General features: G+C 75.3%; 15 protein-coding genes. 7 read left to right on the forward strand and 8 right to left on the reverse strand.

Annotation, left to right across the window (positions count from 1 at the left end; translation table 11 throughout):
• The first annotated feature begins 117 nt into the window (after positions 1-117).
• A complete protein-coding gene (locus O7628_RS30090) occupies positions 118-411 on the forward strand; it encodes a ferredoxin (protein WP_278135762.1) in 294 nt (97 codons plus the stop codon).
• A 103-nt stretch (positions 412-514) separates the two neighbouring features.
• Here the strand turns inward: O7628_RS30090 and O7628_RS30095 are convergent, their stop codons facing one another.
• The 3 genes from O7628_RS30095 to O7628_RS30105 all read right to left on the reverse strand — a co-directional run bounded on the left by O7628_RS30095 (position 515) and on the right by O7628_RS30105 (position 3299).
• Complete coding sequence (locus O7628_RS30095) at positions 515-1087, reverse strand: hypothetical protein (RefSeq protein WP_043968814.1); 573 nt, start codon at positions 1085-1087, stop codon at positions 515-517.
• Positions 1084-2070, reverse strand: a complete 987-nt coding sequence (locus tag O7628_RS30100) for a tRNA (adenine-N1)-methyltransferase (RefSeq protein WP_074477337.1) — start codon at positions 2068-2070, stop codon at positions 1084-1086. Before O7628_RS30100 ends, O7628_RS30095 begins: the two co-directional genes overlap by 4 nt.
• A 71-nt stretch (positions 2071-2141) precedes the next feature.
• A complete protein-coding gene (locus O7628_RS30105) occupies positions 2142-3299 on the reverse strand; it encodes a M50 family metallopeptidase (RefSeq protein WP_278135765.1) in 1158 nt (385 codons plus the stop codon).
• Positions 3300-3386: 87 nt separating this feature from the next.
• Here O7628_RS30105 and O7628_RS30110 point away from each other — a divergent pair, with 87 nt between their 5' ends.
• From O7628_RS30110 to O7628_RS30130, 5 genes are all read left to right on the forward strand, one after another.
• A complete protein-coding gene (locus tag O7628_RS30110) occupies positions 3387-4304 on the forward strand; it encodes a PD-(D/E)XK nuclease family protein (protein WP_278135767.1) in 918 nt (305 codons plus the stop codon).
• A 76-nt stretch (positions 4305-4380) separates the two neighbouring features.
• Entirely contained in the window at positions 4381-5577 is a 1197-nt protein-coding gene (locus tag O7628_RS30115; RefSeq protein WP_278135769.1) for a sensor histidine kinase, read from the forward strand.
• 52 nt (positions 5578-5629) lie between these two features.
• Positions 5630-6319, forward strand: a complete 690-nt coding sequence (locus tag O7628_RS30120) for a response regulator transcription factor (RefSeq protein WP_178065168.1) — start codon at positions 5630-5632, stop codon at positions 6317-6319.
• A 194-nt stretch (positions 6320-6513) separates the two neighbouring features.
• Positions 6514-7287 carry an ABC transporter ATP-binding protein gene (locus O7628_RS30125; RefSeq protein ID WP_074477159.1) on the forward strand — a complete coding sequence of 258 codons (774 nt, stop codon included), beginning with the start codon at positions 6514-6516 and terminating at the stop codon, positions 7285-7287.
• Positions 7287-9845, forward strand: coding sequence for an ABC transporter permease (locus O7628_RS30130; RefSeq protein ID WP_278135771.1), 2559 nt, complete (start codon positions 7287-7289; stop codon positions 9843-9845). The genes O7628_RS30125 and O7628_RS30130 overlap by 1 nt, the downstream gene beginning before the upstream one ends.
• 184 nt (positions 9846-10029) lie before the next feature.
• Here the strand turns inward: O7628_RS30130 and O7628_RS30135 are convergent, their stop codons facing one another.
• The 4 genes from O7628_RS30135 to O7628_RS30150 form a co-directional block, all read right to left on the reverse strand.
• On the reverse strand, positions 10030-11208 hold the full coding sequence (locus O7628_RS30135; RefSeq protein ID WP_278135772.1) for a Cmx/CmrA family chloramphenicol efflux MFS transporter: 1179 nt from the start codon (positions 11206-11208) through the stop codon (positions 10030-10032).
• 380 nt (positions 11209-11588) lie between these two features.
• Positions 11589-12242, reverse strand: coding sequence for an HAD family phosphatase (locus O7628_RS30140; protein ID WP_278135773.1), 654 nt, complete (start codon positions 12240-12242; stop codon positions 11589-11591).
• 175 nt (positions 12243-12417) lie between these two features.
• On the reverse strand, positions 12418-13167 hold the full coding sequence (locus tag O7628_RS30145) for a neutral zinc metallopeptidase (protein ID WP_278135774.1): 750 nt from the start codon (positions 13165-13167) through the stop codon (positions 12418-12420).
• A 162-nt stretch (positions 13168-13329) separates the two neighbouring features.
• Positions 13330-14436, reverse strand: coding sequence for an ionic transporter y4hA (locus O7628_RS30150; RefSeq protein WP_278135775.1), 1107 nt, complete (start codon positions 14434-14436; stop codon positions 13330-13332).
• Between the two features lie 253 nt (positions 14437-14689).
• On the opposite strand from O7628_RS30150, the gene O7628_RS30155 reads away from it, so the two are divergent.
• A complete protein-coding gene (locus O7628_RS30155; RefSeq protein ID WP_278135776.1) occupies positions 14690-15988 on the forward strand; it encodes a glycosyltransferase in 1299 nt (432 codons plus the stop codon).
• Positions 15989-16064: 76 nt separating this feature from the next.
• On the opposite strand, the gene O7628_RS30160 is transcribed toward O7628_RS30155, so the two are convergent.
• Positions 16065-16901 (reverse strand): class I SAM-dependent methyltransferase, encoded by an 837-nt coding sequence (locus tag O7628_RS30160; RefSeq protein WP_278135777.1) that lies wholly within the window; start codon positions 16899-16901, stop codon positions 16065-16067.
• Position 16902 lies beyond the last annotated feature (1 nt).

Below are 16902 nucleotides of genomic sequence, written 5' to 3' on the forward strand. Positions count from 1 at the left end.
TTCGGTCCCACGCAACGCCCTCGTCACTGAACCTTGATCGCCAGGGTGGCCGCAGGGGCAGGTCGGAGCGTTCGGGTACCGTCGTGTCGTGGTACGCGAGAACATGGGGGTACGCCGGTGAGCGAGGTCGCGACCGACCAGTTGCAGGTCTGGGTTGACCAGGACCTCTGCACGGGTGACGGCCTGTGCGTGCAGTACGCGCCGGAGGTCTTCGAGTTCGACGTCGACGGGCTGGCCTACGTCAAGGGCCCCGACGGCGAGCTGAAGCTCGCCCCGGGCAGCCGGGTGGGGGTGCCCGGGCACCTGCGCCTCGAGGTGATCGACTCGGCGAAGGAGTGCCCGGGCGAGTGCATCCACGTGGTGCGGGGCGACGGCGTCGAGGTCGCCGGCCCGGCCGCCGAGGACGACTGAGCCCGGCCGCCGCGGACGACTGACCGCCGACCGACCGCGGACCGCCCGCCCTGGCCGCCCCGGGCGGAGCGGCCCGGGCGGCGACGCCCGGCGCGGGCCGGGCTCAGAGCAGCGGGCGGCCCACCACGGCGGCGACCGTCCGGGCGAACTCCTCCAGCCGGGCGATCTGCCCGGCCCCGCCGTCGTCGAGGGTCTTGCCGAAGCGCAGCGCGTCGTGCCGCGGCACCCCGCCGATCTCGTCGCCGGGCGGCGCCTCGTCGAGCGAGGTGAGCAGCAGGTAGACGTCGATGCTGTCGACCCGGATCCGGCCGTCGTCGGTGCGGGTGAGCCGCCGCCGGCAGCCGACCTCGGTGACGGTGGAGACCGGCACCACCCGCAGCGACGAGGTCATCGACCCGGGCGGCCCCTCCCCCGGCGGCACGTCCTCGCCGTGCCAGAGCACGAGGCGGCTGCCGTCGCAGACCACCACCTCCTGCCACACCCCGTTGACCTCGTTGACGAACCGTTCGAGGGTGAAGCCGAGCACGGAGGCGCCGCGCAGCACCCCGCCCAGGGCCTCCAGGGCGACGTCCGGGTCCCGCAGGTAGGCCCGCGCCGCCGATTCGAGGTCGGGGTAGGGCGACCAGTCGGGGAACACCGCCGGCACGTCCTGACCGCCGAAGCCCGGTTGGCTCATCCGGCCACCCCACGCTCCTCCGCCGTGTCGGGCAGCGCCCCGGCGGCCTGGGCGGCGGCGGCCTGCCGGGCCTCGGCGGCCGCGCGCAGCGCCTGCTTGCGTTCGGCGTACGCCTCGGCGCCCTTGCTGGGCTTGCGCCGCCGGGGCGGGGCGGTGACGCCGGGGGCGAGCCGGCGGGCGGAGACGAGGAACGCGGTGTGCGCGATCATCCGGTGGTCGGGGCGCACGGCCAGCCCCTCGGCGTGCCAGTCGCGCACCAGGGACTCCCAGGCGCGCGGCTCGGTCCAGCCGCCGCGCTCGCGCAGCGCCTCGACCAGCTCCGAGAGCTGGGGCGTGGTGGCGACGTAGCCGATGAACACCCCGCCGGGCACGAGCGCCCGCTCGACCATGTCGAGGGCCTCCCAGGGGGTGAGCATGTCCAGGATGATCCGGTCGAAGCCGGTCTCCGCGCACGCGGCGACGTCGCCGACGTGCAGCCGCCACGCCGGGTGCGGGCCGTGGAAGAACGCCTCGACGTTGCGGCGGGCGATCTGGGCGAAGTCGTCGCGCAGCTCGTAGGAGTGCAGTTCGCCGGTGGTGCCGACGGCCCGCAGCAGGGAGCAGCTCAGCGCGCCGGAGCCGGCGCCGGCCTCGAGGACCTTCGCGCCGGGGAAGATGTCGCCCATGGCGACGATCTGCGCCGAGTCCTTCGGGTAGATCACCTGGGCGCCGCGCGGCATGGACAGGACGTAGTCCGACAGCAGGGGGCGCAGCGCGAGGAACGCGGTGCCGCCGCCGGAGGTGGTGACCACGCTGCCGTCGGGCAGCCCGACGAGCGCGTCGTGGGCGAGGATCCCGCGGTGGGTGTGGAACTCCTTGCCGGGCTCCAGGGTGACCGTGTGCATCCGCCCCTTCGGGTCGGTCAGCTGCACCCGGTCGCCGGGGCGGAAGGGCCCCCTGGCGTGGCGGAGGCCCGGCGCGTCGCTGCCGTGGGCCGCCGGCACGGGCGGCGATGCCGGGCTGTCGGCGGACGCCGGCGCGTCGGGTTCGGCCGGGAGGGTGGGGGGATGTGCGGTCACGTGTTCATCTTCCGTTTGGGTTCCAGGAGCTGCGCCAGGTCCGCGATGTGCAGAACGCCGACGACATCTTCGCCTGCCGTCACGACGTACTGTGCGCCCGGGTGGGTCCGCACGGCCTCCATCACCCGTTCCCCGTCGAGGCCGGCCGGCAGGACGGGCAGCCCGGCCAGGGCGCGGGCGACGGCGTCGACGGCGATCCAGGGCCGGCGGGCCGGCGGCACGGCGTCGGCGGCGACGGGGTCGACGAGCGCGACCGGCCGGCCCGCGCCGTCGGTGACGGCGAGCGCGGCGTCGGGGCGGTCGCCCTCGGCGCGGCGGCGCTGCGCCTCGGCCAGCGGCGTGCCGGTGGGCACGGCGAGGACGGGGCGGGCCAGCCGGCGCAGGTCGATCAGCGGGAACCGGCGGCTGATCCGGGCCAGCCGGATGGACTGCCCCGCCCCGCGCCACAGGGTGACCGCGACGAGCAGCATCAGCGGCAGGGCCAGGGGCGCCAGCAGCCCGGTGACGGTCAGCGCGAGCGTCGCCGCGACGGTGCCGACGGCGACGGCCCGGCCGACCCAGCCGGCGACCTCGGTGCCGGTGTGCCGGTCGCGGGTGAGCGCCCACACGGCGGCCCGCAGGGCCCGGCCGCCGTCGAGCGGCAGCCCGGGCAGCAGGTTGAACAGCGCGACGATGACGTTGCTGACCGCGAGCTGGAAGGCGAGCTGGTTGGTCAGGGTGCCGTCGGGCAGCGCCAGGGTCGCGGCGACGGCGGCGACGCCGAGCACCGCGGAGACGGCCGGGCCGGCCAGCGACACCAGCAGGTCGACGCGGGGGCTGGGGGCGTCGCGGTCCATCTCCGTGTAGCCGCCGAGCAGTTCCAGGGTGATGCCCCGCACGCCGATGCCGTGGCGGCGGGCGGTGAGGGCGTGGCCGAGCTCGTGCAGCAGCACCGAGCCGAGCAGCGACACGACGAACCCGACGCCGATCAGGTACGCGCCGAGCTGGGACAGGTCGAGCTGGCGGCGGGCGAACTCGGCGTAGGTCACGGTGACCAGCAGGGCCAGCAGCAGCATCGACCCGTTGAGGTGCAGCGGCACGCCGAGGACCCGGCCGACGGTGAGGCCGGTGCGGGTGGGACGGCGCGGCGGTCGGTCGCTCTGCGGCTGCTCCATCGCCCCGATGCTACGGACCCGACGCCGACGGCGACCCGGCGGAGCGGCGCGGCAGGCTTGTCGGACCGGTGGCCTAACCTTCCGGGCATGACGGCGGAACCGGTGATCGACCAGCAGCAGGCGCGGGCCACGGCGGAGGTGCCGGCGACGGTCCGGGCGTCGCTGTCGCCGTCGCGGGCGGCCGACTTCAAGACGTGCCCGCTGCTCTACCGGTTCCGCAGCATCGACCGGCTGCCCGAGCGGCCGAGCGTGGAGCAGGCCCGGGGCACGCTGGTGCACGCGGTGCTGGAGCGGCTGTTCGACCTGCCGGCGGCCGGGCGCACCCCGGAGGCGGCCGGTGACCTGGTGGCCCCGCAGTGGGACCGGCTGGTCACCGAGCAGCCGGAGCTGGCCGCCCTGTTCGACGCCGCCGATCCCGACGGCACGGCCGAGTTCCTGCGGTCGGCGTCCGGGCTGCTGGGGGGCTACTTCGCGGTGGAGGACCCGCGCCGGTTGGAGCCGGCCGAGCGGGAGGCGTTGATCTCGGCCGTGGTCGACGACGAGCTGCTGATCCGGGGCTATCTCGACCGCCTGGACGTGGCCCCCGACGGGGCGCTGCGGGTGGTCGACTACAAGACCGGCGGCGCGCCCCGGGAGGCGTTCGAGGCGCGGGCGTTGTTCCAGCTCAAGTTCTACGCGCTGGTGCTGTGGCGCACCCGCGGGGTGGTGCCGCGGGTGCTGCGGCTGCTCTACCTCAAGGACGCGGAGGTCTGTGACTACGCCCCCGACGCGGAGGAGCTGGCGCGGTTCGAGCGCACCGTGGTGGCGTTGTGGCAGGCGATCGAGGCGGCGACGGCCCGGCAGGACTTCCGGCCGCGGCCGAGCCGGCTGTGCGACTGGTGCAACCACCGGGCGCTGTGCCCGAGCTTCGGCGGCACCCCGCCGCCGTTCCCGGTGGCGGCCGCCTCGGCGGACCCGCTGGTCGACGCCCGGTCCCGGCCCAGCCCGCCCGGCGCGGACGAGTGAGGCTCCTCCCTGAGGAGGAGGCCGGGTTCACCGTCGGCGACGACCGATCGCGTGCGGCGGCGGCTAGCGTTCCCCTATGACCGCAGGGTTGAGGGCGTGGCTGCGCGGCCGCCCGCTGGCCTCCGACGCGCTGCTCGCCGTCGCCGTGGTGCTGGTGGACGCCCTCTTCGTCCTGCTCACCCCGGTCGACTTCCGGCCCGGCCCGCTGCCGGCGGCGCTGGGCTGGAGCGTGCTGTGCGCCGCCCCGGTGGCGCTGCGCCGGGCGGCGCCGTGGCCGGCGGTGGCCGCCGCCGTGGCGAGCCTCGCGGTGCCGGTGCTGTTCGGGCACGCCCCGAACACGCAGAACCTCGCCTTCGTGGTGTTGACGTACACGATGGCGGCGCACCACCGGGCCCGCCCGGCGGCGCTGGCCACTGTGGCGTTGTGGGTGCCGGTGGCGGCGGTCAACGTCCTCGACCCGATCGACGACACGGTCTTCGAGGTGGGCCCGGCCTACCTGGTGCTCAACAACGTGCTCGTCGCCGTGGTGGCGTACGCGGTGGGCCGGGCGGTGCACGCCCGCCGCGCCTCCACCGAGGCGCTGCGGGAGCGGGCCCGGGTGGCCGAGCAGAACCAGCGGTCCCTGGCCGAGCAGGCGGTCGCCGACGAGCGGCGGCGCATCGCCCGGGAGCTGCACGACGTGGTGGCCCACCACGTGAGCGTGATGGGGGTCCTCGCCACCGGGGCGCGGCGGGTGCTGCGCCGCGACCCGGACGCCGCCGACGAGGCGATCGCCACCATCGAGGACACCGGCCGGGCGACGCTGCGGGAGCTGCGCCGGCTGCTGGACGTGCTGCGCACCGACGCGGAGCCGGCGGCCGACCTGGCCCCGCAGCCGGGGCTGGCGGGCATCGGGCCGCTGGTGGAGCAGGTGCGCGAGGCGGGGCTGCCGGTGACGTTGCGGGTCGAGGGCGAGCCGGGGCCGTTGGAGGAGGGGGTGGCGTTGACGGTCTACCGGATCGTGCAGGAGGCGCTGACCAACGCCCTCAAGCACGCCGGGGAGGCGACGGCGGTGGTGCGGTTGACGTTCGGCGCGGCGTACCTGGCGGTGGAGGTCACCGACACCGGTCGGGGGCCGACGCCCGGCGCGGTCCGGATCGGGCACGGGCTGGTGGGCATGCGGGAGCGGGTCGGCCTCTACGGCGGGACGCTGCGCGCCGGGGCCCGGCCCGGCGGCGGCTACCGGGTGTACGCGAGGATTCCGGTGGAGCAGCTCGGGGCGGTGCCGGTGTGACCGGGCCGCGTCACGACCAGCCGGCCGGGCCGGCGCGACGGGGGGACCCCAGATGACCGAAGAGGGCGCGCCGCCGCCGCGGCCGGTACGGATCCTGCTCGCCGACGACCAGCCGCTGCTGCGCACCGGGTTCCGGATGGTGCTGGGCTCCGAGGAGGGGCTGGACATCGTGGCCGAGGCCGGCGACGGCGTGGAGGCGGTGGAGCTGTCGCGCCGGCTGCTGCCGGACGTGGTGCTGATGGACATCCGGATGCCCCGGATGGACGGGGTGGCCGCGACCCGGGCCATCGTCGAGGCCCGGCTGCCGGTGCGGGTGCTGATCCTGACGACGTTCGACCTCGACGAGTACGTGGTGGGCGCGCTGCGGGCCGGGGCCAGCGGTTTCCTGGCCAAGGACGTGCCGGCGGAGGACCTGGTGACGGCGATCCGCACGGTGGCCGCCGGGGAGGCGGTGGTCGCCCCGCGGATCCTCAAGCGGCTGCTGGACCGCTTCGCCGACTCGCTGCCCGATCCGACGGCGACGCCGCCCCGGGCGCTCAGCACGCTCACCGAACGCGAGCGGGAGGTGCTGGTGCAGGTGGCGCGGGGGCTGTCCAACGCGGAGATCGCCCGGGAGTTGACGGTCAGCGAGACGACGGTGAAGACCCACGTCGGGCACGTGCTGACGAAGCTGGGGCTGCGCGACCGGGTGCAGGCCGTGGTGCTCGCGTACGAGTCGGGTCTGGTCCGGCCCCGGGGATAGCCGGCGGCGGCGCGCGCCCGTAGCGGTCAGGGGCAACCCTGAGCCGGCATCCGGGCCCACCCGCAGCGGGATTTCCGCCGCAGGTCCGCCCGAAGTCGGAGGGTTCGGCGGCGGTGGGGGCCGAGGATGGGCTCATGCCCGCACCGGGCCAGCGGGGGCCGGTGCGGCCCAGCCCGACGGAAGAGGTAGATGACGTGACCGCGACGACAGGCCGGCAGGCGCAGGCCGCTGCCCGCGCCAGCGACGTGTGGAAGGTGTACGGCAGCGGCGAGGCGCAGGTCGTCGCGCTGCGGGGGGTGAGCGCCGAGTTCGAACGGGGCCGGTTCACCGCGATCATGGGCCCGTCGGGGTCGGGCAAGTCGACGCTGATGCACTGCCTGGCGGGCCTGGACGCGGTGACCCGGGGCACGGTGGCGATCGGCGACACGACGGTGACGGGGCTCGGCGACGCCGGGCTGACGAAGCTGCGCCGCGACAAGGTGGGCTTCATCTTCCAGCAGTTCAACCTGCTGCCGACGCTGACGGCGAAGGAGAACATCCTGCTGCCGTTGTCGATCGCCGGGCGCAAGCCCGACCCGGCCTGGTACGACGTGGTGATCGCGACGGTGGGGTTGCGCGACCGGCTCGACCACCGCCCGGCGCAGCTCTCCGGCGGGCAGCAGCAGCGGGTGGCGTGCGCGCGGGCGCTGGTCGCCCGCCCCGAGGTGATCTTCGCCGACGAGCCGACGGGCAACCTGGACTCCCGCTCCGGCGCGGAGGTGCTGAGCTTCCTGCGCAACTCGGTGCGCGAGCACGGCCAGACGATCGTCATGGTGACCCACGACCCGACGGCCGCCGCGTACGCCGACCGGGTGGTGTTCCTCGCCGACGGGGAGATCGTGTCGGAGCTGATCGAGCCGACGGCCGACACGGTGCTGGACACGATGAAGAAGCTGGACGTCCCCGCCGCGACCGAGGTGGGCAACTGATGTTCCGGGCGACCATGAAGAGCCTGTTGGCGCGCAAGGTGCGCCTGGTCCTGTCCGGCCTGGCGGTGGTGCTCGGCGTCATGTTCGTCTCCGGGGCGTTCGTGCTCACCGACACCCTCGGCCGGTCCTTCGACGCGATCTTCGCCGACGCGTACGCCGGCGTCGACGTCAACGTGGCCGCGAAGCCGAAGCTGGAGGTGGGCGAGGGCGAGGGCGAGCAGGTGTCCGCTCCGTTCCCCGCGGACGTGGTGGACCGGGTGCGGGCGGTGCCCGGGGTGGCGTCGGCCACGGGCCTGGTCAACGCCGACGGGGCCCGGCTGATCGGCAGCAACGGCAAGGTCGTCACGTCGTTCGGTCCGCCGCAGCTCGGCACGAACTGGACGGGCGAGTCCGACCTGGTACGGCTGCGCGAGGGGCGCGGCCCGCAGGCCGACGACGAGATCGCGGTCAACGCGGCACTGGCGAAGGCCGCGAAGGTGAAGGTGGGCGACCGGGTCGGCGCGCTGACCGCCTTCGAGTCGAAGCGGCGCGAGTTCACCCTGGTGGGCGTCTTCGGCTACAGCAGCGGCCGGGACACCATCGGCGGCGCGAACGAGGTCGCGTTCACCACGCCCGCCGCCCAGCGGCTGATGCTCGGCAAGCCCGGCACGTTCAACAACGTCACCGTGCGGGTCGCCGACGGGGTGCGCGCCGAGACGGTGCGCGACGAGGTGGCCCGCACGCTGGGCGCCGGCTACGACGTGAAGACCGGCGCGGAGCTCTCCGCCGCGTCGTCGGCCGACCTGAAGGAGGACCTGTCGTTCTTCAACAAGGTGCTGCTCGGCTTCGCCGCGGTGGCGCTGCTGGTGGGGACGTTCCTGATCCTCAACACGTTCTCGATCATCGTGGCGCAGCGGACCCGGGAGCTGGCGCTGATGCGGGCCATCGGCGCGAGCGGGCGGCAGATCATCGGTTCGGTGGTGCTGGAGGCCCTCGCGGTCGGCCTGATCGCCTCGGTCCTCGGGCTGGGCGCGGGCGTCGGGGTGGGCGCGCTGCTGGCCTGGGCGTTCGGCCGGTTCGCCGGCGGGCTGGAGCTGGCCGGGATCGGCGTGCCCCCGGTGGCGGTGGTCAGCGCGTTCGCCGTCGGGATGCTGATCACGGTGGTCGCGGCGCTGCTGCCGGCGCTGCGGGCGGCGCGCATCCCGCCGATCGCGGCGATGCAGGACGTGGCCACCCCGGACCGGCCGCTGACGAAGGTCACGGTGTCCGGGGCGGTCGTCACCGCCCTCGGCGGCGGGCTGCTGGCGGTGGGGCTGACCGGCAACGCGGGCGGGGCCACGCTGACGGTGATCCTGGCCGGGGTGCTGTTCACGTTCATCGGGGTGGCGCTGCTGACCCCGCTGATCAGCCGCCCGGTGGTGTCGCTGCTCGGGGCGTTGTTCGCCTGGTCGGTGCCGGGCCGGCTGGGTCGGCTGAACTCGGGGCGCAACCCGCGCCGCACCGCGATCACCGCCGCCGCGCTGATGGTCGGCATCGCCCTGGTGACCGGGGTGACGGTGATCCTGGACTCGGCGAAGTCGAGCATCTCCGCCTCGGCGGAGCGCACGGTCGACGCGCAGCTGGTGATCTCCGGGGCGCAGACGGGGCCCCGGCCGCCCACGTTCGACGCGTCGGTGGTGGACCGGGCCGCCGCGCTGCCGGGGGTGGACGCGGTGCTGGGCGTCTACAACGACAACGCGACCGTCGACGGCGACCGGACGTACGTGGTGGCGCTGACCGACCTGGCCGCGATGGCCCGCATCTACGGCACCGTGCCGCAGTCGGGCACGGTCGCCACCCTCAAGCCGGACCAGGTGGCGCTGAGCGTGTCCGGCGCGAAGGAGCTGGGCAAGTCGGTCGGTGACCGGCTGACCGCGCAGTTCGCCCGGGGCGAGGGGCCGCACACGTACACGGTGGCGGCGGTGCTGCCCGACGAGCGGTCCATCGGGTCGATCATCCTGCCCCGGCAGGCGGGGCCGGAGTTCACCAACCCGGAGCCGTTCACGGCGCTGGTGCGGCTGACCCCGGGCACGCCGGTGTCGCAGGTGCAGCCGCAGCTCGACGCGCTGGTGGCCGACAACCCGGAGGTGTCGGTGGCCGACCGGGCCAGCTACATCGAGCAGCAGACCAGCGGCTTCGACACCCTGCTCACGATGATCCAGATCCTATTGGCGCTGGCCATCGTGATCGCGGTGCTGGGCATCATCAACACCCTGGCGCTGTCGGTGCTGGAACGCACCCGGGAGCTGGGGCTGCTGCGGGCGATCGGGCTGCGTCGGGCGCAGACCATGCGGATGATCACCGTGGAGGCCGTGGTGATCTCCGTGTTCGGCGCGCTGCTCGGCGTCGCGGTCGGCACCGGCCTCGGCGCGGCGGTGGTCCGCGCGCTGAAGGACGAGGGGATCACCGACCTGGTGCTGCCGTGGTCGCAGATGGGGATCTTCCTCGGCCTGGCCGCGCTGATCGGGGTCGTCGCGGCGGCGCTGCCGGCGGTCCGCGCCGCCCGGATCAACGTCCTGGGCGCGATCGCCCACGACTGACGTGCAAGGAAGGGCCCCCTGTTAACGCCTTCGGCATAGCAGGGGGCCCTTCTTAACGCCGAGCGCCGGGACCGGGCACCCACGCCGAGCGCCGGGCCGGGTCGCCCACGGCGGGCCCGGGTCGGGTCGCCCACGCCGGTCGCCCTGGCCGGGGTCGCCCAGGGCCGGCGGCTGGCCGCGCGGACTACGACGGGATCGGCTGCCCGGGGGCGTCCGTCCGGTCCCGACCCCGGGCCGTCGGGGCCAGCCCCACCGCCAGGGCCAGCGCCACCAGCAGGGCGCTGACCCACAGCGGGGACCGGTAGCCCAGGCCCGCACCGATCGCGGCACCGCCCAACAGGGGGCCGATGGCCGCGCCCACGTTGAGGGCGACGGTGGCGAAGGAGCCACCCAGCGACGGCGCGTCGGCGGCCCGATACAGCACCAGCGTGATCAGCGTGGCCCCGACGGCGAACGACAGCGTCCCCTGCACGAGGACGAGCAGGAACGCCACCGGGGCGATCGCCGCGGTCGCCGCGAACAGCAGCCAGCCGGCGAGCAGGGCCGGGCCGCCGGCCACCAGGACCGGCATCGGCCGGCTGTCGGAGAGCCGGCCGGCGACGGTGACGCCGGCGAACGATCCCAGGCCGAAGGCCGCCAGCAGCGCCGGCACCCACGCCCTGCCGTACCCGCTGACCTCGGTGACCAGCGGGGCCAGGTAGGTGAAGGTGCAGAACGTCGCGCCGTTGACCAGCGCGGCCAGCAGCAGGGTCACGGCCAGTCGGGGACGGCGCAGCGCGCGCAGCTCCCGCCGCGCGTCGGGCACGGGCGTGCCCGGCGGCGTGGGCGGCACGGAACGCAGGATCGCGAGGGCGGCGGGCACGGAGACGGCGGCCACCGCCCAGTACGCCGAGCGCCAGCCCCACAGGTTTCCGAGCACGGCGCCGACGGGCACGCCCGCGACGCAGGCGAGGGTGACGCCCCCGAGCAGCACGGCGGCGGCCCGGCCCTTGGCGTGGGGCCCGGCCAGGCCGGTCGCCGTGGCGAGGCCCACGGCCAGGAACCCGGCGTTGGCCACGGCACCGACGACGCGGGTGGCCAACAGGATGCCGAAGCTGCCGGTGACGGCCCCGACGACGTGGACGGCGACGAAGACGGTCAGGAAGACCAGCAGCGCCGAACGGCGGGGCCAGCGCAGGCTGAGCACGGCCATCAGCGGTGCCCCGACGATCATTCCGGCGGCGAAGGTCGAGGTGAGCGTGCCGGCTGCCGGGACGGAGACCCGCAGGTCGGCGGCGATGTCCGGGATCAGGCCGGCCAGCATGAACTCGGATGTTCCCTGGGCGAAGACGGCGAGCCCGAGAATGTAGATCACAATTGGCATGACGACTCCACAACCGCGTCGTGGGTGGATGGCGGGAACGCGGCGGGCCACGGCGCGGCGGATCGGTCCAGCCGGGCACACGGGCACCGCCGCGCGAGGCGACCGGGAGCGACGGCAGCACGGGCCCGATAGGTCAGGGCGGCGGCTACGGCATCCCGGGCAACAGCGGCGGCGCGGGTGACGGCACGGCGACGAGGCGCGCGGGCTCAGCCTGGGCCGAGCTGCACCGCGCCCTGGTCGGGGCCAGCCACCGCGCAGCGGTGGCTAGCGTCTGGATGCCTCGGGGCCGGACACGCAGCGGAGGATAGTGGCCACGCCGAGCACCGTCAACGGAGATCGACGCAGGCGCGGGGAGGCCGGCCGGGCGGGGCCGCCGGCATTCAGGCAGCCGCGGGCGGGTCGCCGAGCAGGGCAGCCAGCAGCTCCAGGTCCGCGCCGGTCAGGCTATCGAGCTGGTGTACGCCGTCGGCCGGCGCGATCGGCACCTCCGCCGGCACCGCCAGCACGGCCGCGCCCGCGGCGAGGGCACTGGCCACCCCGGTCGGGGAGTCCTCGATCGCCACGCACCTGTCGATCGGCACGCCGAGCAGCCGGGCGGCCGTCAGGTACGGCTCGGGGTGCGGCTTCGCCGCGTCCACCTCGTCGCCGCAGACCACCGCGTCGAAGCTGTCCCGGCCCAGGGTGTCCAGCGCCACCTCCACCAGCGGCCGGCCGCTGGAGGTGACCAGGGCGGTGGGGATGCCGGCCGCGCGGACGGCCCGCAGCAGTGCCAGCGCGCCGGGCCGCCAGCGCAGCCCGGTGCGGAACAGCTCCAGGATCCGGGCGTCGATCCACGCCGCGCTGACCTGCGGGTCGCGGTGCGGCTGGCCGAGGTCGTCGTGCAGGATCCGCATCGCGTCGGCCATGCTGGTGCCGATCAGCGCCTTGCGCCCGGCGTCGGAGAGGGTGGCGCCGTACTCGGCGGCGAGCTCGCGCAGCGCGACGTCCCACAGCTTCTCGCTGTCGACCAGGGTGCCGTCCATGTCGAAGAGCACGGCGGCGGGGTGGTGGCTGCTCAGGGGGTCCTCCAGGCGTCGCGGGGTCGACCCGATCCTTGCAGCCGGCCCGCCCCGGCCGAGACCCGGTCCCCGCCCTGACCTGCGTCGGCCCGGTCGCCGCCGGGACCCGGTCCCCGCCGGGGACGCCGTCGGCCCGGCTCCCCGCCCGCCCTCAGCCCAGGTTGCAGGCCGCGATGCCCTGTTCGTAGCCCCGGAAGAAGTGGTCGGTGCGTTGCTCGGCGGTGCCGTGCGCGCCCTCGGCGAACCACGGCTGGTCGGGGTCGTCGCCGACGGCGAGCAGCCCCTCCCGGAACTCGTCGAGGTCGCCGTCCTCCAGCCGCAGCTCACCGGCCTCGATCGAGCCGCCGATGTACGCCCCGGCCAGGCAGTCGGCCTGCAACTCCTGCTGGATGGTGAACTGGGCGCGCAGGCCGAGCCGCACCTGGATGCCGTGGGCGTACTCGTGGCCGAGCAGGTAGTAGAGGAACGCGTCGCCGACCTGCCGGAACGCCGCGACCGACCAGCGGACGTCGTAGGCGATGAAGTCGCCCGCCGAGCAGTAGACGGCGTTGTTGCGGGGCAGGGCCTGCCCGGCGCAGGAGACCTCGCCCTCCCGCTGGTAGGGCACGACCCGCCGGACCGGCTGGAACCGCCGGCCCGACGCCCGGAACTGCGCGGTCCAGTAGATCTCGGCCTTCTCCACCGCGACGGCCATGTCCTCCTGGAACTCGGCCACGCTGGTGGTGCCGTCGGCGCGGGTCTGCTCCCCCTGGGGCGAGCTGGGCTGGCGGGTCGACCGGGGCAGGGGTTGCTGCGGCGCGCCCTCGTTCACCCCGCCGACCACGCAGCCGCTGGCCAGCACCATCGCCGCCAGCAGACCGGCCAGCGGACCGCCGGGTCGACGTCCCGACCGTGCCGTCACAGTGCCTCCCGGGCTCGTCCCACCGGTCCACTACCCCGGCTCCCTGTCGATCATGCCCGGCCGGCGACCCGGTGACCATCCCCGATCGCGGTCGACCGGGCCGCGCCCGTGGGCCGGGCCGCGCCGGGCCGGCGCGCGGCCCGCAGGGGTGGCGGCGCGGGATCAGGGGCTGGCGGCGAGGAAGACGAACGCGGCCAGCAGGACCAGGTGCACGCCGCCCTGCAACAGGGTGGCCCGGCCCGGCACCACGGTCAGCACGCCGGTGACGACGGTCAGCGCCAGCAGGGTCAGCTGGGTGCCGCCGAGCCCGAGCAGCAGCGGCCCGTCGAGCCAGATCGAGGCGATCGCTATGGCGGGGATGGTCAGGCCGATGCTGGCCATGGCCGACCCGAGGGCCAGGTTGAGGCTAATCTGCACCCGGTCGCGGCGGGCGGCGCGGGCCGCCGCGAGGGTCTCGGGCAGCAGCACCAGCAGCGCGATCACCACACCGACGAACGCCTGCGGCAGGTTCGCCGCCGAGACCCCGGCCTCGATCGCCGGGGACACCATCTTCGCGAGGCCCACCACGGCGATCAGCGCCACCAGCAGCATGATCAGGCTGGCCAGGGCGGCGCCGGTCGACGGCGGGTCGGCGTGCCCGTCGCCGTCGGCGTCGGCGACGGTCCCGTCGGAGGTGACCGGCAGGAAGTAGTCGCGGTGCCGGCCGGTCTGCACCAGCACGAACAGCCCGTACAGGGCGAGCGACGCCACGGCGGCGAAAACGAGCTGCGGCGGGGAGAACTCGGGGCCGGGCCGGCTGGTGGTGAAGGTCGGCACCACCAGGCTGAGGGTGGCCAGGGTGGCCACGGTGGCCAGGGCCCCGCCGGTGCCCTCGGGGTTGAACACCGCCACCCGGCGGCGCAGCGCCCCGAGCAGCAGCGACAGGCCGAGGATGCCGTTGCAGGTGATCATGACGGCGGCGAAGACCGTGTCCCGGGCCAGCGACACCGTCTTGTCCCCGCCGCTGATCATCAGGGTGACGATCAGGGCCACCTCGATCACCGTGACCGCGACGGCGAGGACCAGCGAGCCGAACGGCTCCCCCACCTTGTGGGCGACCACCTCCGCGTGGTGCACGGCGGCGAGCACCGCCCCGGCGAGGAACGTCGCGACCACCCCCACGACCAGCGGGGGCAGCTCCCTGCCCCAGGTCAGAGCCAGGATCACCACGGCCAGCACGGGCACGGTGAGGGTCCAGTCGGTGACACGGGAACGCAGGAGGGCCGGCATGGTGTCAACCCTGCCAGAAATCACGATCATCGCCCACAGTTCGGGACGCGGCCCGGCCCCGTGCCGCGCCGCCTGCGACTGGGCCGTTTCGGTCACCGTGGATACCCGACAATGATGCCCGACAATACGGGAATGTGACTCGGGCAAGGGCTTCCCGTGCTCCGGAAGCAGGAGATGAACAAGCCTCACGACTGATGCGCGACTCAGTCAACGGTCGATAGGTTGTGACGCCCCCGAGTACCGGAGTCACACCATGTCATCTGGCGCCGCAACGCCACTGATCTCCGTCATCGTCCCCACCTACAACCGCGCGCCCCTGCTGCGCGGCACCCTGACCGCGCTCGCCGGCCAACGGATGCCCGCCGAGCGGTACGAGGTCGTCGTCGCCGACGACGGCTCCACCGACGACACCCGGCAGACCGTCGACGCGTTCGCCGACCGGCTGCGCCTGCGCTACCACTTCCAGCCCGACCTCGGCTTCCGCGCCGCCGCCGCCCGCAACGCCGGCGCCCGGCTCGCCACCGGCGACGTCCTCGCGTTCGTCGACACCGGCGTGCTGCCCGGCCCCGACTTCCTCGCCGCCCACCTCGCCGCCCACGCCCGACCCGGGCCGCCCCGCGCCGTCCTCGGCTACACCTTCGGCTACCAGCCCGGCGATCCCCTCCCCGGGCTGGAGGCCGCGACCCGCGACCGCAGCCCCGAGGAGATCGTCCGCGCGTTCGGCGCGCTGCCCTCCTTTCAGGACGGCCGGCACGCCACCTTCGCCAGCACCGCCTTCGACCTGTCCCGGGTGCCCCTGGCCTGGCAGCTGTTCTGGTCGCTCAACTGCTCCGTGCCGGCGGCGGGCTTCCACGCCGTCGGCGGCTTCGACGAGGACTTCCGCTCCTGGGGCGGCGAGGACATCGAGCTCGGCCTGCGCCTGGACCGCCACGGACTCGCCTTCGAGGTCAGCCGCGAGGCGTGGGCGGTGGACAGCCCCCACCCCCGGGAGGCCACCGGCGACACCGGCGACAACCCCAGCAACGTCCTGACCATCCTGCGCAAGCACCCCGAGCCGGTGCTGGAGCTGCTCTGGGCCTGGTTCGCCCGGCACCTGCCCCAACTGGAGGACACCCGCGCCTGGCACCTGCGCCAGGAACTGCCCGCCATCCGCCGCGCCGTCAACCGGGTCCGCGCCCTCGACGTCACGGCCGAACTGGCCCGGCTGCGCGACACCGTGCCGCCCGGCGCCCGGATCGCCGTGTTCGGCTGCGGCGGCGAGCTGCCGCCCGGCTTCCCGCCCGCCCACCTGTTCGACTACGACGAGACGCTGCTCGCCAAGCTCCCCGACGACCCGGCGCACCCGGCCCGCCACGCCCTCGGCATCCGCACCGTCCTGCCCGACGACGCCGTCGACGTCGTCTGGCTGACCTCCCGGATGACCCCGCTGTGGCGGCGCTGGCGCGCCCACCTCCTCGCCGAGGCCCACCGCATCGGCGGCTCGGTGCAGGGCCCACTGGTGCAGGGGCCGCTGGCCGAGGTGGCCGCCGCCGCGTCCGTCGCGGCCGGCTGACCGGCCCGCCCCGCCGCGTGCCGCCGGCCGACCCCCGTGCCGGCCGGCGGCACGCCACCCGGCCGGGCCCCGCCCCTCAGGCCCGGGCGGTACGCCAGATCCGCACCTCCGTGTCGGGCACCCGCTCGGCGAACCATCCGCCCGCCGACGACGCGAGAAGCAGGGCGCGCAGCTCGGCGTCGAACTCCGCCAGCCGCGTCCCGAACAGGTGCGGGGCCCCGTCCGACCGCGAGTGCACCCACGCCACGACGTCGTCGACCGACCGCCGCGCCACCGCGCCGGAGGGCACCCGCAGCCGCGCCGGGCCCGCGAAGCCCGCCCCGGCCAGGACCTGCGCCTCGCCGCCCGGCGTCCCGCCCGGCAGGAACCCCCGACCGGCCCGCCGCACCGGCCCGAGCCAGCGGCGCACCAGGTCGGCGATCCCGTCGTACGGGGGCGTCGGATGCGGCAGCCCCTGCGTGGACGACGGCTCCGTGACCTCGCCGACGTGCACGAACGCCCCGCCCGGCGGCGGCATCCCCCGCACCGTGGCGGCGACGGCGTCCTGCACCGTCCAGTGGAACGACTGCGCGAACACCACCACCCGGAACACGCCCAGCCCGGCGGGCAGGTCCTCGGCCCGCGCGCGTACCCACCGGACGTTGCCCACGCCGTCGCGCGCGGCCCGCAGCCGCGCCCGGGCGAGCATCCCGGCGTCGGGGTCCACGCCCACCGCCTCGGCGAACCACCCGGCCAGCGGCACCGTCACCGTCCCCGGGCCGCAGCCCACGTCCAGCAACCGCCCCGAACCGTCGAGCCCCAGCTCGTCGGCGAGCGCCGCCACGAACCCCTCCGCGTAGGGCAGGCGGCCCCGCTCGTAGTGCGCGGCGGCGCCCTCGAACAGCGACTCGTCCCACGCCCACCCGTCCGTCACG

It is taken from the genome of Micromonospora sp. WMMD956, assembly GCF_029626125.1.
Lineage (GTDB): Bacteria > Actinomycetota > Actinomycetes > Mycobacteriales > Micromonosporaceae > Micromonospora > Micromonospora carbonacea.